The following is a 21817-nucleotide window of genomic DNA, read 5'->3' on the forward strand; positions in this document are numbered from 1 at the left end:
AAAAGACGTTTAACGACGTAGAAAAAGGTACTAAATTGCCTAGTAAAACAAGGTGCTTTCTCTCTCTGATTAAAACTGTGAAAAATAGACGAGTCATTTTATGTAGTCAGACGCTTTCTGTCTGACCGGATGGCATATCTATTTGAACAGCTTTGAGAGAGAAAGCCCATCAAAACAAGCCGTTTACGCCTTTTTCCTAAATTTCTACAACAACAGGGTGTTAAATCAACTCTCTCAGAAAAGTGTGGACAAGCTAGTCTTGCATTCATGCACTTTGGCGATTTGTGCCAAAGTGCGTGACGTACTTGTATCGCTACTTTTCTAGTTGATTTAACCCATTCACGCTAAACGGTCATTTCAGCTTTTTAGACAATCCGGCTTCAACAACCAGCGTTTAGGAAATTAGAGAAAAAGTACGCACAAGCTAAAGCTTGTTTACGCCATTTTCCTAAATTTCTACAACAACAGGGTGTTAAATCAACTCTCTCAGAAAAGTGTGGACAAGCTAGTCTTGCATTCATGCACTTTGGCGATTTGTGCCAAAGTGCATGACGGACTTGTATCACTACTTTTCTAGTTGATTTAACCCATTCACGCTAAACGGTCATTTCAGCTTTTTAGATAATCCGGCTTCAGCGACCAGCGTTTAGGAAATTAGAGAAAAAGTACGCACAAGCTAAAGCTTGTTTACGCCTTTTTCCTAAATTTCTACAACGCTAAACGGTCATTTCAGCTTTTTAGATAATATTCGGCAATTTGTCTATTTTCCTATAGCATTGAAGTGTCGCATCAGGACTTACGGAAAAGCTAGTGGCAACGTGCCTTAGCGGATTTTCCGCTTAGGCGTTGACTAGTCGTTGTCGCATTGTCCCCCGTAAACATAAAAGCTAAGTGTGATTGCCTACCAAACTCGAACGGTAAACAATAAATTTAAGACAAATGAAACTTAACGCTTTAGCGTTCTAGTTGAATTGTTGAAAAAATTTTATTGTTTCGGGAGAGTTTCGGTAAATCACACGTGCTAGATAAATTACGAACAATACGAAAAGGGTAAGGCCTTTTGGCCCAACCCTATTTTTTGAAATTTATGACAACTATTTATTAATATTCACAACTGCATCAATAAAATGATTCAACTCATCTTGTTTGCCCTTATTTAGTGCTTGAACAATATGGCTACCGACAATTACACCGTCACAAACCTGATTAAATTTTTCTGCCTGTTCAAAAGTTGAAACACCGAAGCCAGCCAAGACTGGAATGGGACTAACCTTTGCCAAATAGGCTAAATGCTCAAATAATGCCTCTGAATATTTCGCATCCGTTCCTGTCACACCATTAATAGCCACACCATAAACAAAACCTGAGCCCTGCTCAGCCAATAGCTTCATTCGTTCACGACTGGTAGCTAATGATACTAATGGGATTAAACTGATATCTGCTTTTTCCAAATATGGTTCAATAAAATTACGATGCTCATAAGGCAGATCTGGAATAATCAAACCTTTTACAGGCGTTTCTTTTAAGGCATCAATAAAATTCTCAACACCATATTTATAGATTGGATTAAAATAACTCATAATTACCAAAGGTATTTTGACTTGACTCTTTTGCAGTATCTTGATTATCGCACTAAGCGTCGTTTGATTTTTCAATGACCTAATTCCAGCAGCCTGAATAACTGGACCATCTGCCACCGGATCAGAAAAGGGAATACCAATTTCAATCGTCGAAACACCTGAACGTTCAAGATTTAATAATGTTGCCTCTAGTCCCGCTAAGCCCTCTGGGTGATCACCAGCCATAATATAAGGTACGAAGAGACCCCTACCCGAGTTTTTAATTGCTGTTAAATGCTTTGTCAAGCTCCTCATCTTATTTTACCTCCTTTTCAAAGCGTTCTTTCAATTGAGCAACATCCTTATCACCACGACCAGATAGACAAACGATGATAATTTTATCTTTACCAAATTCCTTAGCTAGTTCTGGCAGCTTACTAATTGCATGGGCACTTTCTAGCGCTGGAATGATGCCCTCTGTTTGACATAGCATTTTGAAGCCCTCCAAAGCCTCGGCATCCGTTGCTGCTATATATTTGGCACGCCCCGTTTCATTCCAATGACAATGCTCAGGTCCTAATCCAGGGTAATCTAAGCCAGCCGAAATAGAATATGCCTCTTCAATCTGACCATTTTCATCTTGTAGTAATCGCATTAAATTACCATGTAAAACACCGTCCGAGCCACGATTAATACTGGCTGCCGTTTCGCCAGAGTCCAAGCCCTTGCCAGCCGCTTCAACACCGATTAATTGCACATTTTCATCGTTGACAAATGGATAGAATAAACCAGCCGCATTTGAGCCACCACCACAGCAGGCAACGACCGCGTCTGGCAATCGACCTTCTTTTTCTAGTATCTGCTTTTTAGCTTCTTTACCAATTATACTTTGAAAATCACGAACCATCTCAGGAAACGGATGGGGACCGGCTGCCGTTCCTAATACATAGTGCGTATCCTCAAATTCAGCAACCCAAGCTCGTAAAGCTTCATTGACAGCATCTTTTAAAACAGATGAGCCAGTCGTAACAGAAATTACCTGAGCCCCTAAAAGCTCCATTCTAAAAACATTCAGCGCTTGCCGTTTCACATCCTCAGCGCCCATATAAATTTTACATTCCATATCAAAGAGTGCAGCTGCAGTTGCAGTTGCCACCCCGTGCTGACCTGCACCTGTTTCAGCAATAATTTTTTTCTTACCCATTTTTTTAGCAAGCATAACTTGAGCTAGCGCATTATTAATTTTATGCGCACCTGTATGATTTAAATCCTCACGCTTAAAATAGATTTTGGCGCCGCCTAATTTTTCAGTTAAATTTTTCGCAAAATACAATGGATTTTCACGACCAACATAGTCTTTTAATAGATACGCTAATTCTTTTTGAAATCCTTCGTCCGTTTTAGACGCATCATAGGCAACTTTCAACTCTTTAACGGCATTCATCAAGGTTTCTGGTACAAATTGACCACCATATGTCCCAAAAAAGCCTGCTTGATTTGGTTCGTTATACATTTGTCTCCCTCGCTTTTCTGATAAATTCTTGAATTTTATTTAAGTCTTTTTTATTTTCTGTTTCGACACCACTTGAGACATCAACCCCTGTTGGTGATAGCATTTCAATTGCTAAGGTAACATTTTCAGGCGTTAAACCACCTGCCACAAAATATTGAAAATCGTTTAGCCTTAATAAATCAATGCTTTGCCAATCAAAGCTTTGCCCATTACCGCCTGCAAATTGAGTTGCCGGCGCGTCCAACAAAATAATATTTCCGAGATAATCCCGAAGGTTTTCAGGAAGCTTACCATTTTTTATTGGAATTGCCTTAATTACTGGCACCGAGAGCTGTTGAATATACGCTCTGGTTTCATCACCATGCAGCTGAACTAAATCTAAGCCAACTTGTCGAACAGTTTTTTCTACTTCCGATAAAGGTGCATTAACAAATAAACCAACCTTTTTAATAGATGATGGAACCAAATTTGCTAATTGAGTTGCCTCATCAATTGTGACCTGTCGCTTACTTGGAGCAAAGACAAAGCCAACATGGGTCGCTCCTGCTTTTACTGCTGCCTCAACAGCCGCTTTGGTAGATAGTCCACATATTTTAATCCACATCGCGTAAAACCTGTAATGCCTTGGCTGCTTTTTTTGGATTACCATCCTTCATTAAAGCCTCCCCAACCAAAACTGCCCGATAATGTTTTGCTACCAATGCGGCTTCAGTTGCCGATTTAATCCCTGATTCTGAAATATAAAAGCAATCAGCAAGCTGATTTGGCACTAAATCAAGACTGGTTTGCAAACTAACCTCAAAGGTTTTTAAATTACGATTATTAATGCCAATCAAATTCGCCTTAATTTCATGGGCAATTGCTAGCTCCGCTTGATTATGGACCTCAACTAATACCTCTAAGCCACAAGCCGTCGCATAATTAAACAATTCTCGTAATTGTTCAGGCTCAAGTGCTGCCACGATTAATAGAATAATTGTTGCACCAGCATTCACTGCTCGATTGATTTGCTTTTTATCAATAATAAAATCCTTGTTTAAGACTGGTAAATCGACATTTTTAGCAACCAGCTTCAAATCTTCAATATTGCCCTTAAAAAATACAGGATCTGTCAAAACAGATATAGCTGATACGCCTGCTATTTCATAGCTTTTAGCCTGCTGTAAAACATCAACTGCCATATTAATCGCACCAAGCGACGGTGAAGCACGCTTAACCTCCCCAATTACCTGTAAATACTCTGGATGCTCTTGTAATCTTCTTACAAATCCAGTCGTTTTTCTGACTTTACCGGGCATTTCAAGGGGCATTTCTGCTACTTCTTTTGCCTTTTCTGATAATATTTGCTCTAAAAAATTCATTCTTTATCCTCGCTGTGCTTTTTGTAATGCTTCTAATTTATCATAAGCTGCACCACTATCTATAATATCGCGTGCTAAAGTCATTCCCGCCTCTAAACTATTAGTCTTCTCTGCAGTATATAACCCCAAGCCTGCATTTAAAATTGTTGTTGTTTTAAATGGTGATTCCACACCACGCAGAACATCCTTTAATATCTCTGCATTTTCAGCAGCCTCACCACCACGAATTGCTTTAATCGGAATCGGCTCTATGCCCAAGGTTTCTGCAGTAAAGGTATGAATTGTAACTTTACCATCCGCCAAAAGCGCATATTGGTTCTCACCTGATAGGCTAGCCTCATCCATATTTTCTGGACCACTGATGACAACTGCTCTTTTACGCCCTAACTGTTTTAGGGTCTCAGCCGTTTGACCAATTAAATCACGTCTTGAGGTTCCCATTAGTTGATACTTTAAATTGACTGGATTAGTTAAAGGTCCAATTAAATTCATAATCGTCGGAATTTCTAACTCTCGGCGCACACCAGTAATAAACCGCATATTTGGATGCAAATTTTGAGCAAATAGGAATACTAGACCGACTTGATCTAACACCTCGCCAAGCACTTCGGCACCTAGATACAAATTAATACCCAAGCTTTCTAAAACATCCGCGCTACCAGACTTAGAGCTAATTGATCGATTACCATGCTTAGCCATATTAACACCACCAGCTGCCAAAACAAATGAAGCGGTGGTAGAGATATTAAAGCTGAAGCTTCGGTCGCCACCTGTACCACAGTTATCCATCGCATCCGTAACTTGCGTTGGAATTTTAATTGCATTTGTATGAATAACTTCAGCTAATCCAGCCATTTCAGTCGCCGTCTCACCCTTCATTTTTAAAGCAATTAAAAATGAAGCAATCTGAGCATCAGTTAATTCGCCTTGGAAAATTGAATTACCAACCTGCAGTATTTCATTACGATTCAAATCTTCAAATGCAACTACTTTTTCTAGTAAACCCTTCATTCTAACACCCTTCCATTCTTTTAAGCTTATTATTAACGTTCTAGTTTAATCCAACCTTATTCTTTTCAACAATTTTTACGAAATTTTCAATCATTTTCAGGCCATCGGGGGTCCCAATTGATTCTGGATGAAACTGCAAGCCATATATTGGTAAGCTTTCATGTTCAATTGACATAATTTCACTATCATCAAGCGCCCTACTAGTTACGACAAATTGTTCAGGAATATGCGTACCTTCAACAACAATTGAGTGATAACGCATGACCGTGAAAGCCTGTTCAACACCGTCAAGTATAGCTGTTTCAGTTATTTTTTCGGCGAAGCTTTCTTTACCATGCCTCGTTTCATGGGCTAATGTCAGCTGCCCACCAAATACCTCAGCAATTGCCTGATGACCCAAACAAATGCCTAACATTGGCTTCGTTTGATAAAACTGACCAATTAAAGCTTCCAGCTTGCCGGCATCTTTCGGCCAACCAGGTCCCGGTGAGAAAACGACTCCATCCGCTTTATCAATTTCTGCGGCTAAATTTTCAACATCATTACGGATTACCTTTAAATCAGTAAAGGTACCGATATATTGTGCTAAATTATAGGTAAATGAATCGTAATTATCGACTAATATAATCATCTATTTCCCCCCAACTTCAAGTAAAGCCTTCGCTTTTTGCAATGTTTCATAATATTCATTTTCAGCAACTGAATCAAAGACAATGCCTGCTCCTGCTTGAACATAGGCTTTCTGATTTTTGACAACCATTGTTCGAATCGCAATGGCAAAATCACAATTATCGTCCTGAGATAAATAGCCAACTGCGCCTGCATAGACCCCCCTTTTGACCTTTTCAAACTCATAGATTCGTTGCATCGCACGAATTTTCGGTGCACCTGAAACTGTTCCCGCAGGTAATAAAGCTCGCAAGGCATCCATTGAAGTCAAAGTCTTCTGCAATTTTCCCTGTACCAGCGAAACGATATGCATCACGTAACGATATTTTTCTAAGGTCAAATAGACTGGTACTGTGACACTACCAATTTCTGAAATTCGCCCAATATCATTTCGACCTAAATCGACTAGCATCTTATGCTCTGCTAACTCCTTAGGATCTGATAGTAAATCCTCTGCTAAGGCAATATCTTCAGCTTCATTACTACCACGTTTTCTTGTTCCGGCAATCGGATTCGTTGTTACAACATCACCTCTGACTGACACCAAGCTTTCTGGCGACGAACCAATAATTTGTGAATCACCAAAGTCAATAAAATAGAGATAGCTTGATGGATTACTAATTCGAAGCTTACGATAATACGCAAAAGGGTCATAAGGAAAATCAGCGGTTAAACGCTGGCTTGGCACCATTTGAAACATATCACCCTGTCGAATATATTCTTTGGCCTGCTCAACAATTGCTTCATACTCCGATTTTTGTAGATTACTGGTATAGTTTAGATTTTCAATTCGTAAATCTTCAAATTCTGAGCTTTGAAGTGTTTGTAATTGTTTTATCTTCTGTTCAATTGCCTGATCAATCGCTGCTTCTGTACGATTAGAATAAGTGTTTTCTTCAACAATCGTTATTTTTTCAGTCATATGATCAAAAATAACAAAGGATTCAAATAATAAAAAACGTAAATCTGGGATGCCAATTTCATCCCTGGGAATTTTACCAATGGCTTCATAACAAGCAAAAATATCATAACCAACATAACCAATTGCACCACCCTGAAAGGGTAAGGCTTCTAAAATATCATCTGATTTAACCACAATTTCTTGGAGTGCCCTTAAAGGATCGTCTGTTTTTTCTTTCTGACCATCAATTGAGAAGTAACCATCCTGATAATCACATTCATGAACCGGGTTAACTGCAATAATTGAAAAACGCGCCTGCTCCTTATCTCGTGGAATACTTTCCAAAATTGTTTTATTTTTTCCCTCTAATCTAAAAAAAATACTTGTCGGTGTTAAAAAATCTGCACTGATAACTTTCAACTTTCTCATTTTTCCCTCTTTTCCTTAATTCCTTCTATAAATACAAAAAACCTCAGACTAATAGCTAGTCTGAGGGCGCTGAAGCACGGTACCACCTCTATTAAACATCTATTTCAGTCGTACCAAAATTCAAGCAATAAAAAAACCTCAGACTAAGCGCGTTAGCCTGAGGGTGTCGAACACGGTACCACCTCGTATAATGTTTCTCTCAATCACTGTCAAAAAACAGCTTGCTCTATAGTGGGAGCCCCCGTTATTCCTTAATAGGTTTTTCACCGTTCGAAATATCTTAGAAAGTCCATTCACTAATCATTAAATACTGTCTCGCATCATCCGACAGCTTCCTGAAAAAATAAAAATTAGCTACTACTCTTTCAAATCTTCAAATATCAATTTAAATATATTTTACCTAGTTTCTGGAAATTGTCAATCTTTTTTAGAATAAATATCTACCCATCACTACAAAATTAGACAATAATAAGTAAAATACGAACATTAAAAAAAGCAAAATTATCAGTACCTCACTTATATTAATTGAAAGCTGATTATCATCATTTTTTGCTATTAAAGATTGACTTTTGACTTTTTTTTCAACTATACTAAGATAAAAATGCAACATAGAATGGAGCTAGACATGAAAAAGGGAATTATTGGGTTGGCTTTAGCAAGCCTTCTATTACTCGCTGCTTGTAGTTCAAGCAATAACGAGGCAAAGGACACTTCAAAAGAGGCAACAATAGGTGTTCTACAAATGATGAAGCACGCTTCATTAGACGCCGCTTATGAGGGCTTTAAAGAGGGGCTTAAAGAAGAAGGCTATGAAGAAGGAAAAAATTTAACCATCAATTACCAAGTTGGTACCGGTGCTCAAGACAGTCTAAAAAGTATGAGCGAAACCTTAGTTAAAAAGGACCCCGATTTATTATTAGGAATCGCCACACCTGCAGCAATATCACTGTTAAATGAGACAACCGATATTCCAATCGTAATCACCGCTGTGACTGATCCTGTTGAATCCAAGCTTGTCGCTAGCGAAAAGAAGCCTGGAGGCAATGTAACAGGAACAACTGATATGGTTCCGATTGAAAAACAGGTTAAGCTGCTATTATCAATTAAAGACAACATTAAAACCGTTGGGATTGCCTATAATGCAGGAGAGGGTAATTCAAAAATTCAAGCGGATTTAGCGATTGAGGCCCTGAAAAAAGAAGGCGTTGAAACAAAAGTTCTAACTGCCAATTCTACTAACGATGTTCAATCTGTAATGACTAGCTTGGCTAAAAATACAGATGCCATTTATATTCCTACCGATAATACCTTTGCAACTGCCGCTCCTGTCGTTGGAGAAGTTGCGAAGGAATATAAAATTCCAGTTGTCGCTGGATCAGCTGAACAAGTTGAAGCCGGAGGTCTAGCAACATTTGGTATTAATTATACTTCCTTAGGCAAACAAACTGGGGTCATGGCGGCTAAAATTCTTAAGGGCGAGGCTAAGCCTGAATCATTGCCAATTGAAAGTGCAAATGACTTAGAATTAATTGTTAACAAGGATATGGCGTCTGCATTGGGCATTAATCCTGATGACATCAAGGCACCTGAATAATAATTAAGACAAATACAAGAAAAGGGTGCTAAGTTAGCTTATAGATGCTAATTTAGCACCTTTCTAATATTTTCCATCACTCATGCTACAAACCACGATTACTAAATGTTATAATAAGCCTTATTGGAAAAAAATTATACAAGGCGGAAATTATGGATATTGGACAATTAATTAGCTCTTTACCAGATATTTTTATCTCATCAATTTCACAGGGTCTTTTATGGGCCTTACTATCAATTGGGGTATTTATCACTTTTAGAATTCTTGATATTGCAGATTTAACAACTGAAGGCACCTTCCCATTCGGAGGAGCAATTGCCGCTGTCGCAATTGTTGGCGGATTATCACCATTTATTGGCGTTCTATTTGCTTTTATTGGTGGTGCAGTCGCAGGCTTAGTTTCTGGCTTATTGCATACCAAATTAAAAATCCCCGCATTACTTGCCGGTATTATCACCATGACGGGCCTCTACTCGATCACTTCGAGAGTCATGAGTAATTCACCTCAGGTTAATCTACTTGGACAAAAATTATTCTTTTCATTTTTATTAGATTTAGGCATTGACAAGGTTTATGCAGTCATTATTGGCGGATTAATATTTGCCGCACTCATTATTATTCTGTTAATCATTTTCTTTAAAACTGAAATCGGTCTAGCGATGCGTGCAACAGGTGATAATCTTGAAATGAGTGCTGCTAATGGGGTCAATACTGACCGCATGAAAATTATTGGCTACATGGTTTCAAATGGCTGTATCGCATTATCCGGTGCCTTAGTTGCCCAAAATGTTGGCTTCTCTGATTTAAACTCAGGCGTTGGAACAATTGTTGTTGGCCTTGCCTCAGTCATTATTGCGGAAGTATTATTCCCAAATAAACCACTAGCCTTTCGATTAGTCACTGTCGCAATTGGTTCTATTATTTATCGGTTCCTTTTATCGGTAATTTTAGAATTCCCAATTCAAGCCCAAGATGTTAAGCTATTTTCAGCATTAATCTTAATTATTTGCTTGACAACACCGTTATTAAAGGACAAATTTGGGTTTAAAAAAGCGAAGGGCGGTCGTAAATCATGAAAAATATTCTAGAAATTAAAGAGCTACATCAATATTTTGAACGAGGCACCGTCAATGAAAATCATGTTTTACGTGGTATTAATTTAACATTAAATGATGGTGATTTCGTAACAGTCATTGGTGGTAACGGTGCGGGGAAATCTACACTACTCAATAGCATTGCAGGTACATTGCCAGTTCGCGAGGGTGAAATTTATCTAAATGGACAAAATATTACCCAGCAAAAAGTTCAGCAGCGCGCCAAAAATATCAGTCGCGTTTTCCAAGATCCCAAAATGGGTACTGCTGTGCGGCTAACAGTTGAAGAGAACCTTGCCCTAGCATTGAAGCGTGGGGAAAAGCGTGGATTATCTGCTGGCGTTAAGGCTAAAAATAAAGATTTCTTTAAAGCACAGCTGGCGACGCTCGGACTTGGCTTAGAGGAACGACTCTCTGCCGAAATTGGACTACTATCTGGTGGGCAACGGCAGGCAATCACTCTTTTAATGGCAACCCTGATTAAGCCACAGCTTATTCTTTTAGATGAACACACAGCTGCCTTAGATCCCAAAACTTCTGCCGTCGTGATGAATTTAACTGAAAAATTAATTGCTGAGCATCACCTAACTGCCTTCATGGTAACTCATAATATGGAGGATGCGATTCGCTATGGTAATCGCTTAATCATGTTGCACCAAGGTAAAATCGCAGTTGATATCGCTGGTGAGTCCAAAGCCAAATTAACAGTTCCTGATTTACTGGAGCTTTTCCAAAAAAATAGTGGTAATGAGCTTGCAGATGATAAGCTCTTGCTCGGATTATAATAAAAAACTGTTATTAATTTAATTATTAATAACAGTTTTTGCTTTTATGATGCAATAATTTCAACAATTGCATCAATCTTGATGTCAGGGAGGCTTTTAGCCTCAACATATAAGGTACCCGGTAGCTCAGCCACCTTGGAGCCATCAAATTTGATTGTAATATGACCAAGCGTATTTAAATTTTGATTAACGACTGAACCAACCGCTGTTATTTCAAATTCACTGCCAGCTACCAGTAATTGCATGCCCTCTTCAATCGGCTCTGTCGTCTGGTTAATTTCAATATTATAACAATATTCAGCCAAACCGTCTGGAGCAGCCTCACCAAATAGTATAATCATTTTCTCTTCTTTAAATAGGGCAGCTTCAGCCCCAATCCCCTTAATTTTTGTTTTAAAAATTGTCATCTAAATTCACTCCTCTATTACATAATCAATAATCATTATTTTTTAATGCTGATTAAATAAAGCATTTAATCTTTCAATTGTTAAACCATCGTATTCTCTGACGATAAAATTGGCTGCTGAGAGGTCCTGAGCAGGATAATCGGGATTTTCAAAACCGATTACATACATCGCAGCTTGACTGGCGGATAAGCTACCATTTTTAGTATCCTCAAAGGCTAGGCATGCATTCGGTTGTACAGCTAATTTTTCAGCTGCTCTGAGAAAAACATCAGGTGCTGGTTTTGAATGTTCAACTTCCTCTGCACTAACAATAGCTGAAAAATATTGTTGAAGATTCAAAGCTTTTAAAACCGCTTCTATTTCATTCCTTGGCGAAGATGAAGCAACCGCCAGCTTAATATCACTTTTCGCTAATCGTTTAACGAGCGCTGGTGAATTTTTTATTGCCTTAATACCGTCTCTAGCAATCATTTTTTTTCTTAGAAGCTCCATCTTATCAATATACGACTGAACTGGTAATGGCAGTCCTAATTCCTGCTTCATTTGCTGCCACATGAACTCAAAGGTCGTGCCCATAAATTGATATTGATAGCTGATTGGCATCGGAAAACCAGCCTCTTTCAAAATTTGCGTTTTAGATTCTAAAAAAGTATATTCTGAATCAACTAAAACACCATCCATATCAAAAATAATTGCTTTTAACATCTTTTTCTCCTATCAGCTTGACTCAGCCTTATAAATCAAGCAGCTTCATTTTTATAATTAGCTATATAAACCAAAACTAGCTAACCAAGCAACAATCACCCGAGGTAACCCATTTAGAAAGCGAGAGTATAAAACAGCTGGCACACCAACCTCAACTGTCTCGGCATCCGCATCCATTAAGCCTAGACTGACTGGAATAAAGTCACAGCCGTTTTGCGTATTAATGGCAAATAGAGCTGGCAGTGCAAGCTGCGGTGGAATATTGCCCTTGCCAATCTCAACACCAATCAAGGTACCAACAATTTGTGAAATGACTGCACCTGGACCAAGTAGAGGTGATAAAAAAGGTAATGAACAAACAAAACCAATAATCAACAATCCAAAGATATTTCCAGCCAAGGGTGCCAAGGCATTTGCAATTAAATCACCAATGCCACTGCCTTGGATAATCCCAATTAGAAGAGAAACAAACGCCATAAATGGAATGACCGTGTTGAGCATTGTTTGAACACTTTCTCTAGCAGCTTGATTGAAAATGGCAACTACTTTTCCTGCGCCCATTCCAATTTTGGCAATAAAGCTGCCCTTTGCTGCACGCTGTTCAGTAATTTTCTGCGTTGTATCATAGCTTGGACTAGCTTGCGCTGGTGAATTTTGAACTAACGATTCTTTAGTGTTATCCAGTACAACACCATCATACAGCTTAATCTGATTTTTACCAACAGCTGATACATAAATATCTTCCGTAATATATTGCGCTAATGGGCCGCTTTTTCCAGTTGCTACAATATTGATTGTTGGTATTCCTTTTTTAGGATAAATGCCACAGCGTAAAGTGCCGCCACAGTCAACAATCGCTAATGCAACCTCATCATCAGGAATTGATGTTTTGAAAGCATTAACAGAGGTCATCCCTGTTAATTGCTCAATCAAGTCAACAATTTCTGGACGTTCGCCACCACCAGTAATATAAATAAATTTGTTTTTAGTCTCTGTTGGTGTAATCACTAATGGGCCACCAAAACCGCCCTGACCTTTTGTAATAATAATACTTTGATAATCTGTCATTTCTATACCCTCCATTTAGCTATTCTTCAATTTTGATTTGCTTGCTCAAGGTGATACCTTGCTGCTTGCTAACATAAGCAGTCATCAAATCTGTTACCCAACCACCGATAAAGTTCATTACTAAACCAACTAACAAATAGCGAATGGCAAGCTCTGTCTGATTTAATCCGAGTGTTTTGATACCCTGTGCAATTCCCATCCAGACAAAAAGCTCTCCAGGATTAATATGAGGAAAAATACCGTTACTTGTATGACAAAACTGCATCACGGCAGCGCTATAGCCAGGCTTATAAAATTCGGGTAAAAAACGACCTGGTGTCATACTCATTGGATTACCTAGCATAAATGCCGAAAGAAAAGGTAAAATCATATAACGGGCGATTGGATTTTTAGTTGATTTTTGTGCGACCGCCGTAATCTTATCCTCGCCAATTAAGGCAATCAAAGCATTCATTGCGGTTAAAAGAATTAAAACAACTGGTACAATCCCTGTCATCCAGCTAATAAATGTATCTGCCCCTGTCTGAAACAGTCCAATAAAGCCTTCAGCAAATTTAACAATAATATCCATTATGTTTCTCCTTTATTTTTAAGTTGATAATAATAGCGCTTACAAAAATGAGACCTATTCCTTACTTCTTGACGAAGCCTTTAATTTGTTGACCGTAGCCAAGGAGCTGAATTTTAAGCATTGCAAATGGTGATACCGGTACTTTTTCTTGGTAGTCTTGTGCTCTCACTTTGACCAATAATGTCTTGGCATCAATAATCGCCTGCTGCACCAGTTTATTTTCCTTGACAACTAAGGCATGTTCCAAAGTAAGATTAGTCAGTTTCTCACCGATATAAGCAGGTTTTTCTTTAAACTTTGCAAAAACCGTTACGCCTTGCATTACCATTGCATCCTGTATTTCATCTTGCGAGTTAATCGCAAACATAAAGATGGTTCCTGATTGAATTTTCCCTGAGCGCCGACCAATTGCCACCTTACCTTTGCCTCTAAGTCGACCATAAGCAAGATTAAAATTTTTAAGCTGTTTTAAACTAAAAATGGTTTGCAAAATATAAGCAGTAACCACTATAATTCCTAGTAAGATATATGGATTCATTAAAATACGCCTCCTAATTGAAAATAACGCGATAATTCCTGTTCATTCTTGATTTGTAATAGCTTCTGTTTAATTAATGATTTCCCCATTATTCTAAAAATAAAATCATAAAGTGCTAATAGTTCTGTCTCAACTTCATCAGACATTGCCTCTGGTATTGCTAACAAAATAATAACTTGAATTTTCTCATTCCCTAAGCTAATCGGTTCCTGACTAGTAGCCACAGAAACAATAATTTTATCAGAATTAAGATTGACCGTATGTGGAAAGGCAACGCCATTTTGATAAAAACTATTAGTTAACATCTCCCGCTCAGCCATTCGCTGCTCAAAGTCTGGATCAACAAGCCCATTTAGCGCTAGCTGCTGAACCATCTGCTCTAGTATCTGCTTGTAGGTTAACGAATCATTGATTATCCTAAAATAGAATAATTGATTTGAAAAATTAACTGAGCTACTCTTAGAAAGCTTCATCCACTCACTTTTCAAAAAATTACCACTAAACAGGTTTGTTACACGAATCACAACCGTATGCTTAACATTATGCTCCAAAGGGATTGTTGAAAAAACAACATAATATTCATCAAAATTAGCTCTTCTAGCCTCCTCTTCAGTAAAATGCACAATCATAGCATCTGAGCCAATGATGTCTCTAACCTGCTGCTTAATTAATGTTCTAATGCCAACACTTGCACTGGAAACAATTGCAACATGACGTTTCGAAATTTGTAAATTCTTTTGTAAAAACAATTCAAAATAAATAGCAAGATAACTAATTTCTGTTTCTGGTGGCACACGACCCACAATATTTCCTAATGCCTCTAAAGCAACCTTTGCCATCTTATAGGCGAAAGGATAGGAATTAACAATTTCATCAATAAAAATATCTGTTGTCTGAATATGAAATAATAAGCGATTCATCATCATCATTAAGTGGTATTTTAGCTCTTGAAATAATCGTGACTGGTCAATTTCTACATAGTATTCCTTCTGAATTTCAGCCATCATCTGATTAAAAATATTCGCTAAGCGCTGCTCATCCAGCTCAGTAATTTCAATTTGTGAAAAATGATTGATGTATATTGGAAATTGAATGAATTCACGTTCATATTGGCTTAATGAAAAGGCAAACTCTGTTTCGACTTCATAAAAGAAATGCTCTAGGCGAGATTCATCAATAATCCGATTATAGTAGTAGTGAATTGCCGATTGAATTGCAGCATTATGCTTAATACGATGCATGGATACTAATAAGCTTTTTCTTAATAATGAATAATTGGCCTTTTCAATATGTAAATCATTACATAAATTTATTAAAGTCTGTTCAATTTCATCGGATAATTCAAATTGCTCTGGAAAATAATCAATAACGTGTTGAATCATCAACAATCTTAAATCAAATTCCTCACCCTGAAGCTGTAAGCCTTTATTCGGTGTGCCCTGCAAATTGATACCATATTCCTTAAGAAGACTACGTAAGCCTCTCAAGTCCTTATTCATTGTGCCACGACTAACATCTGTGCGCTCAGCCAAGTCATCGATTAAAACATAATCCTTTTCAAGCAATGACTTAATAACATAAGCAATGCGCTTAGTTGAGGAATTAAAATCACTTTGCCCCTTTAACGAGCCATCCATTATCTGATCAAATTTATTTTGATTTAATATCACAATTTGATAATTATTTAAATCAGCTTGAATGCGAGCAATACCTTTCAATTGATCATTTAACATTTGAATTCCAGTTTTGATATTATGTCGACTAAAACCCGTTTTTTGACAAAGCTCTTGAATAGAAATTGATTGAGAAAGTATGAGTGTATTTAAAATTTGATACCAACGATTAACTAACACCTTAAAAACTTCCCCCTCTCTCAAGCTATCCTCTTGTTTTTCCACCAGCAACGTTGGTAGTAACTCCCGTAATATAACTCGAACGGTCCGATAAGTAATAGCTCACCAAATCTGCTACCTCGGTCAATTTACCACTTCTTCCCATTGGCGTCGCACTCGTATTAGTATATCCTTTTCTAAGCTGTTCCACTGTAATACCCCGAGTATAAGATAAGGCCGTTTCGTAAGCAAGCGTTCTCAAGCCTGTTTCCTCCATGATACCTGGCGCAATGCCCACCACTCTGACATTATATTTTCCAAGCTCCTTTGCCCAAGAACGTGTAAAGCCGTTGACAGCTGCCTTGGTTGCCGCATAGCAGCTTTGTCCCTCTGAACCTTCTAGTCCACATTCAGATGACATATTAATGATAACACCAGCCTTTTTTTCAACTAAAACTCGACCTACGGTCTGAGCGACTAAAAATAATCCTTTTTGATTAATTGCCACCATCTTATCAAAAATACTATCTGACAATTCATATTCACCATGTGGTTTTTTAGGATCTATTAAAAGTCGAGGAATATTAATCCCAGCGTTGTTGACAACACCGTCTATGGTACCAAATTTTTCAACACCCTGTCTGACTGCATTTTCAACCTCTGCTCGATTTGTAACATCCGTTTGAATAAATAATAGCTTGTCATCAGTCAGGCTACCCTCTCGAATATCTAAATTGATAACGTTTACATTTTGTGTCAATAATGATTTAACAATTGCGTGCCCGATTCCAGAAGCACCTCCCGTCACAACAACAACCTTACCACTAATTTTTAACCAGTCTGACATTTTAATCACTCCTAATTTATTATTTAGTTAGCAAAAATTTTTTAACTGCTTAAAACTTATCCTTGCTACAATTTAAGTATAAATATCTGAAATAATAAATTAAGACACACTTTTTTGATTAATCAAAAAAAATGATAAACGAATTACTGGACAAAAAAAGGAAGTGGGACAAAAGATGTTTAACGACGTAAAAATGTTGCTTTCTCTCTCCGATTAAAACTGTGAAAAATAGACAAGTCATTCGTTTATTCAGTCAGACGCTTTCTGTCTGACCGGATGACGTATCTATTTGAACAGTTTTGAGAGAGAGCCTGCCAAAACGAGTCGTTTACGCTTTTTAGACAATCTAGCTTCAACGGCTTGAAAGTATCGGCATAAACTGAAAAAATAGATAGGCAAAGAGCGCCTTTTACTATTTTTCAGTCTTATGCTCAACTTTCAAAACAAGCCGTTTACGCTTTTTAGGCAATCTAGCTTCAATGTCTAGAAAGTTTCACATAAGTACACTCTGCGCTCGGGCAAAGTCTGCCTGAGTAAATTTAGCTTATGTTTCAACTTTCTGAGCAAGGCATTTCAGCATCTTAGATAAGCTCGTTTACGCCTTCTTTCTAAATTTCTACAACAATAAGGTGTTAAATCAACTCTCTCAGAAAAGTGTGGACCAGCTAGGCTTGCATTCATTCACTTTGGCAATTTGTGCCAAAGTGCAGGACGTATTTGTATCGATACTTTTCTAGTTGATTTAACCCATTCACGCTAAACGAGTATTTCAGCGACTTACGTAAAAGCTAGTGACAACGTGCCTTAGCAGATTTTCTGCTTAGGTATTGACTAGTCGTTGTCGCATTGTCCTTCGTAAGTTACAAACAATACAAAAGGGGCTAGGACTTTTGTCCCAACCCCTTTTCAAATACTCGATTTATAAATAAATTAATTTAAATAATGCCACACCTGCAGTTGCACCCAAAATTGGTGCTAAAATTGGTACCCAAGCATACCACCATTGAGAATCACCCTTATGCTCACCTAGAATAGATTTCGGTAAGAATTGGTGTAGTAAACGTGGACCAAAGTCACGAGCTGGATTTAAGGCTGGACCTGTCGGACCACCAACAGAGGCAACCAAAGTCATCACCAAGAAGCCTAGTGCTAGATGACCAACCTCTAAGGCACCACCATGAATTGCTGCTAAGCCATGCTCAGTAATCCCATTAATCCCCGCTAAAGCTTCACTGCTCGCTTGTGCACCAAAGAAATTTTTAGTAATGGCGACCGCACCAAAGAAAAGCACAAATGAACCAAAAAATTCATTTAAAAAACCATTTAAGCGAGTCCCTGCATTATCAATCGTTGCAAAAGTACCCAAAATATGATTTTTATTATCTGTTTTCAAGTAATATGGGCGGTAAATTGCAACAACGACTAATTGACCCGCCATTGCTCCTAAAAGCTGCGCAATAATATATGGCAAAACATGTGCCCATGGGAATAAACCTGAAATCGCTAAACCAAGCGTAAACGCTGGATTAATATGATTACCTGAAACATTACCAAACATTAAAGCAGGAATCATAACCCCACAGCCATATCCCCATGCAATTGTCATCCAACCTGATGCAAAACCCTTTGTTCCTTTTAAGTCAACATTAGCTACGGCACCATTACCTAAAATTAATAAAATTGCCGTGCCCAGAAATTCTGTAATGTACTTGACTGTCCAAGAATAGTCCACTTTTTTCCTCCTAAATAAATAAAATATTATTATAATTACCATTTGCAATAAGTGCTTGCAATATGAAATTCTATCAATTTTTGCAGGTATTGTAAACGTATTTTTTGAAATTTTCTTAAAATTTTCCTTATATTTTCATTAAAATGTAAAATGCTACAATTTTTGTCAAAATAATGAACGAACTAATAAAAATAGCCACCCCTAAATATTTTAAATGAAGTACAAATTAAAACGATTAATTAAAAAAATGAAAGCCTTTTCTAAGATTTTAGCACAATTTATTAAAAATAATATCTATTTTGTAAATAAATGAAGTATAATTTTAGTAACTATTTCTATAATTAATTGATAAATCAAGGAGAAAAAATGAGCTACTTAGAATTAAAAAATGTTGAAAAAAAATATCAACTGGAAAAGGCTGAATTTCAAGTATTAAAAGGCATTGATTTATCACTTAATCGGGGCGAGTTTGTCTCTATTCTTGGAGAATCAGGTGCTGGAAAATCAACATTAATGAACATTATCGCTGGTTTAGACCATGATTATACCGGAGATGTTATCTTAGATGGCGTTTCAACAAAAGACTTTAATGAAAAACAAATGGATGGTTATCGCCGTCAAACAATTGGGTTTATCTTTCAATCCTTTAACCTTATTAATCATTTAACCGTTTTGGATAACGTATTAATTAGCTTAGAGATGACGACACTCAGTCATGAGGAACGCCAAAAAAGAGCACTTGCTTTACTCAAACAGGTTGGTTTAGAAGATCATGCCAAAAAACACCCCAATCAATTATCTGGCGGACAAAAACAAAGAGTTGCGATTGCCCGTGCCCTTTCAAGTGATCCAGACATTATTATTGCTGATGAACCAACAGGTGCATTAGATGCCAAGACAACACTTGAAATATTAGATATTATGCAGGAAATCGCTGAAGCCGGAAAATTAGTGATTGCTGTAACACATTCTCAGGAGGTCGCAAAATTCGGAACAAGAACAGTTCATATCTCAGATGGCAAAATTGATGAAGATATCATTCAAAAAGCAAGCTATCCTGTTCCAGAAAAAAGAGAGGTCTTAGTTTCTAAACCCTTATCGAGATTTTCAAGCTATAAGAACGCATATAAGCATCTAATGCATAATTTTTGGCGTAATTTTTTAATCATGCTAGGGACAGGTATTGGCATTTTTGCCGTTCTTGTTTTCTTAGGACTTGGCAATGGTATTAATCGCTTCATCCAAGCGCAAATTAATTCTCTAATTAATCCACATTCAGTTACGGTCGTCAAAAATCCAAAGGGAACAAAAATTGGGAGTAGCCAAGACTATCAAGAAGCCGTAGCTGAGTTTCAAAATGATCCTAGTAAAATGGTAATTGATGATAGTTTAATTCAAAAAATCAAAGCAATTAAAGGTGTCAATCAAGTTGAGCCCGGCTATCAATTTTCGAGCTTTATCTTAAGCTACGATGGGCAAAATGTGAATGGGCAAAGCTTTCAGACATGGACAAGGGCTTTCAAAGAAAACAGCATTAAAGCAGGCAGTAAAACGCTTGGCGACAATGAAATTATCATTGATAAAACACAGGCTCTGAAATTTAATCCTGATGATTATAAAGCAATGATTGGACAAACGGTCACACTGACACTTAATTCAATTACAGCTGAAGGCCTACCTACTCAAATCAAAGCTGATTTAAAAATTAGTGGTATTGCCGATGGCGGACAAACCGGCGCAATTACCGTCACTAATTTTGATACAATGCAGTCCATTTTGAAAAATAATCAAGCACTTTCACAGGCAAATTACGTTTCAGTTAATGTAGAAAACCTTGATAATGTTGAAAATGTTGCTAAAAAAATTAATGAAATTAAAGTTGATGGTCAATATCAGCTTTATGGTATTACGGTAGGTAATATTCTCGATACAGTCAATCAATATGTTGAGGTTGCTGCCATAGCCTTGGCTGCTATTGCTGGTATCTCATTAGTTGTCTCAGCATTAATGATTATTGTTTCAATGTATATGTCTGTTTCAGAAAGAACAAAAGAAATCGGTGTCTTACGCGCATTAGGTGAAGGTAAGGCAGACATCCGACGATTGTTTACAAGTGAATCATTGCTGATTGGTGCATTTTCCGCAGTAATTGCCTTAGCTTTAGCATATGCCGCCAGTTTCTTACTAAATAAGGTTCTTTACTCAATTGTCAAATTTAATTTAGTGCAAATTACCGTGAATAATGTTATATTTGCCTGTATTATTGCCTTAGTTATCGCTTTCCTTGCCGCATTATTGCCAGCAAGACGTGCAGCAAAAATGGACCCAATCAAGAGTTTATCTGTTGAATAATTTCAAAAAAACAGCTTAATCAATGATAAAGGTCTGCATCACATTTTACAAATTCATATCGTGCCAGTCCTTTTCTATGCTAAAATAGAGGAGGACTTTTATTAATTAAGCAAAAGGAGGCAATTAATTGGCACAAATTATCATCGGAGTCGCTGCAAATGAACGGAAAGATTCTGGACAGGAAATGGGACATATGCCAATTAGCTATAATCCTTCAGGCTATATAAAGGCGGTTCAGCTTGTCGGAGGATTACCGATTATGATTCCAATTGGCGATCCGAACACAGTAAAAACTTATGTATCCATGATTGATAAGCTGATTTTAGCAGGCGGTCAAAATGTGGCACCTGAATTTTATGGTGAGGTTGAATTAATAGAATATGCCGATTATAATCGAGAAAGAGATGCCTTTGAGCTGGCGTTAGTCAATGAAGCGATTAGACAGGGCAAACCGATTCTCGGCGTCTGCAGAGGAATGCAGCTCGTTAACGTAGCTCTAGGCGGTACAATTAAACAGAAGATTAAGGGGCATTGGCAAACTGAAAATTTCCAATTGCCAGTCCATCCAATTAATATTGAAAGCGACAGTGTGCTGGAAAAAATATATGGTAAAAAGGTATCTGTTAATTCCTTTCATCGTCAGGCAGTTAAGCAGGTCGCCAATCAATTAAAGATTGTGGCAAGCTCGGAGGATGGCATTATTGAGGCGGTTGAATCTAGTGATCCAGAAATTCATTTTTTAGGTGTTCAATGGCATCCAGATTTTATGTACTCTGTCCGAAAAGAAGATTTAAATATCTTTCGCTATGCCGTCCATCAGTTATAATCGTTTTCGCTTATAAATATCTT

Annotated in this window: 20 protein-coding genes; 5 read left to right on the forward strand and 15 right to left on the reverse strand. The window is 37.6% G+C overall.

Annotated elements, in window-relative coordinates:
* Positions 1-1094: 1094 nt before the first annotated feature.
* The 7 genes from trpA to trpE are packed head-to-tail and all read right to left on the reverse strand — an operon-like array spanning position 1095 to position 7443.
* Positions 1095-1874 (reverse strand): tryptophan synthase subunit alpha, encoded by a 780-nt coding sequence (gene trpA, locus HOY35_RS08575; RefSeq protein WP_172212401.1) that lies wholly within the window; start codon positions 1872-1874, stop codon positions 1095-1097.
* Position 1875: 1 nt separating this feature from the next.
* On the reverse strand, positions 1876-3072 hold the full coding sequence (gene trpB, locus HOY35_RS08580; protein WP_172212403.1) for a tryptophan synthase subunit beta: 1197 nt from the start codon (positions 3070-3072) through the stop codon (positions 1876-1878).
* Positions 3065-3676, reverse strand: a complete 612-nt coding sequence (locus tag HOY35_RS08585) for a phosphoribosylanthranilate isomerase (protein ID WP_172212405.1) — start codon at positions 3674-3676, stop codon at positions 3065-3067. Before HOY35_RS08585 ends, trpB begins: the two co-directional genes overlap by 8 nt.
* On the reverse strand, positions 3666-4433 hold the full coding sequence (gene trpC / locus HOY35_RS08590) for an indole-3-glycerol phosphate synthase TrpC (protein ID WP_172212407.1): 768 nt from the start codon (positions 4431-4433) through the stop codon (positions 3666-3668). Before trpC ends, HOY35_RS08585 begins: the two co-directional genes overlap by 11 nt.
* 3 nt (positions 4434-4436) lie before the next feature.
* Complete coding sequence (gene trpD, locus HOY35_RS08595; RefSeq protein WP_172212409.1) at positions 4437-5444, reverse strand: anthranilate phosphoribosyltransferase; 1008 nt, start codon at positions 5442-5444, stop codon at positions 4437-4439.
* Positions 5445-5484: 40 nt separating this feature from the next.
* Entirely contained in the window at positions 5485-6075 is a 591-nt protein-coding gene (locus HOY35_RS08600; protein ID WP_172212412.1) for an aminodeoxychorismate/anthranilate synthase component II, read from the reverse strand.
* Complete coding sequence (gene trpE / locus HOY35_RS08605; protein WP_172212414.1) at positions 6076-7443, reverse strand: anthranilate synthase component I; 1368 nt, start codon at positions 7441-7443, stop codon at positions 6076-6078.
* 625 nt (positions 7444-8068) lie between these two features.
* On the opposite strand from trpE, the gene HOY35_RS08610 reads away from it, so the two are divergent.
* From HOY35_RS08610 to HOY35_RS08620, 3 genes are all read left to right on the forward strand, one after another.
* Positions 8069-9037: an ABC transporter substrate-binding protein gene (locus tag HOY35_RS08610; protein WP_172212416.1), complete on the forward strand. Its 969-nt coding sequence runs from the start codon at positions 8069-8071 to the stop codon at positions 9035-9037.
* Between the two features lie 152 nt (positions 9038-9189).
* Positions 9190-10113 carry an ABC transporter permease gene (locus tag HOY35_RS08615; RefSeq protein WP_172212418.1) on the forward strand — a complete coding sequence of 308 codons (924 nt, stop codon included), beginning with the start codon at positions 9190-9192 and terminating at the stop codon, positions 10111-10113.
* Complete coding sequence (locus HOY35_RS08620; protein WP_172212420.1) at positions 10110-10916, forward strand: ABC transporter ATP-binding protein; 807 nt, start codon at positions 10110-10112, stop codon at positions 10914-10916. Before HOY35_RS08615 ends, HOY35_RS08620 begins: the two co-directional genes overlap by 4 nt.
* 44 nt (positions 10917-10960) lie before the next feature.
* Here the strand turns inward: HOY35_RS08620 and HOY35_RS08625 are convergent, their stop codons facing one another.
* The 8 genes from HOY35_RS08625 to gla all read right to left on the reverse strand — a co-directional run bounded on the left by HOY35_RS08625 (position 10961) and on the right by gla (position 18616).
* Complete coding sequence (locus HOY35_RS08625; RefSeq protein WP_172212422.1) at positions 10961-11323, reverse strand: PTS glucitol/sorbitol transporter subunit IIA; 363 nt, start codon at positions 11321-11323, stop codon at positions 10961-10963.
* 42 nt (positions 11324-11365) lie between these two features.
* Positions 11366-12028 carry an HAD family phosphatase gene (locus HOY35_RS08630; RefSeq protein ID WP_172212424.1) on the reverse strand — a complete coding sequence of 221 codons (663 nt, stop codon included), beginning with the start codon at positions 12026-12028 and terminating at the stop codon, positions 11366-11368.
* Positions 12029-12085: 57 nt separating this feature from the next.
* A complete protein-coding gene (locus tag HOY35_RS08635) occupies positions 12086-13096 on the reverse strand; it encodes a PTS glucitol/sorbitol transporter subunit IIB (protein ID WP_172212426.1) in 1011 nt (336 codons plus the stop codon).
* A 19-nt stretch (positions 13097-13115) separates the two neighbouring features.
* Positions 13116-13667 carry a PTS glucitol/sorbitol transporter subunit IIC gene (locus HOY35_RS08640; protein WP_172212428.1) on the reverse strand — a complete coding sequence of 184 codons (552 nt, stop codon included), beginning with the start codon at positions 13665-13667 and terminating at the stop codon, positions 13116-13118.
* 61 nt (positions 13668-13728) lie between these two features.
* A complete protein-coding gene (locus HOY35_RS08645; RefSeq protein WP_172212430.1) occupies positions 13729-14205 on the reverse strand; it encodes a transcriptional regulator GutM in 477 nt (158 codons plus the stop codon).
* On the reverse strand, positions 14205-16103 hold the full coding sequence (locus tag HOY35_RS08650) for a PTS sugar transporter subunit IIA (protein ID WP_349627500.1): 1899 nt from the start codon (positions 16101-16103) through the stop codon (positions 14205-14207). The genes HOY35_RS08645 and HOY35_RS08650 overlap by 1 nt, the downstream gene beginning before the upstream one ends.
* Entirely contained in the window at positions 16084-16884 is an 801-nt protein-coding gene (locus HOY35_RS08655; protein WP_172212435.1) for an SDR family oxidoreductase, read from the reverse strand. The genes HOY35_RS08650 and HOY35_RS08655 overlap by 20 nt, the downstream gene beginning before the upstream one ends.
* Positions 16885-17803: 919 nt before the next feature.
* The gene (gla, locus tag HOY35_RS08660; RefSeq protein WP_349627497.1) at positions 17804-18616 is read right to left on the reverse strand and encodes an aquaglyceroporin Gla; all 813 of its coding nucleotides are present in this window, start codon (positions 18614-18616) and stop codon (positions 17804-17806) included.
* A gap of 366 nt (positions 18617-18982) precedes the next feature.
* On the opposite strand from gla, the gene HOY35_RS08665 reads away from it, so the two are divergent.
* Both HOY35_RS08665 and HOY35_RS08670 read left to right on the forward strand, forming a co-directional pair.
* Positions 18983-20968 carry an ATP-binding cassette domain-containing protein gene (locus tag HOY35_RS08665; protein ID WP_172212452.1) on the forward strand — a complete coding sequence of 662 codons (1986 nt, stop codon included), beginning with the start codon at positions 18983-18985 and terminating at the stop codon, positions 20966-20968.
* Positions 20969-21095: 127 nt separating this feature from the next.
* The gene (locus HOY35_RS08670; RefSeq protein ID WP_172212454.1) at positions 21096-21794 is read left to right on the forward strand and encodes a gamma-glutamyl-gamma-aminobutyrate hydrolase family protein; all 699 of its coding nucleotides are present in this window, start codon (positions 21096-21098) and stop codon (positions 21792-21794) included.
* Positions 21795-21817: the final 23 nt, after the last annotated feature.

The sequence above is a fragment of the Enterococcus sp. MMGLQ5-1 genome, assembly GCF_013155265.1.
GTDB lineage: Bacteria > Bacillota > Bacilli > Lactobacillales > Streptococcaceae > MMGLQ5-1.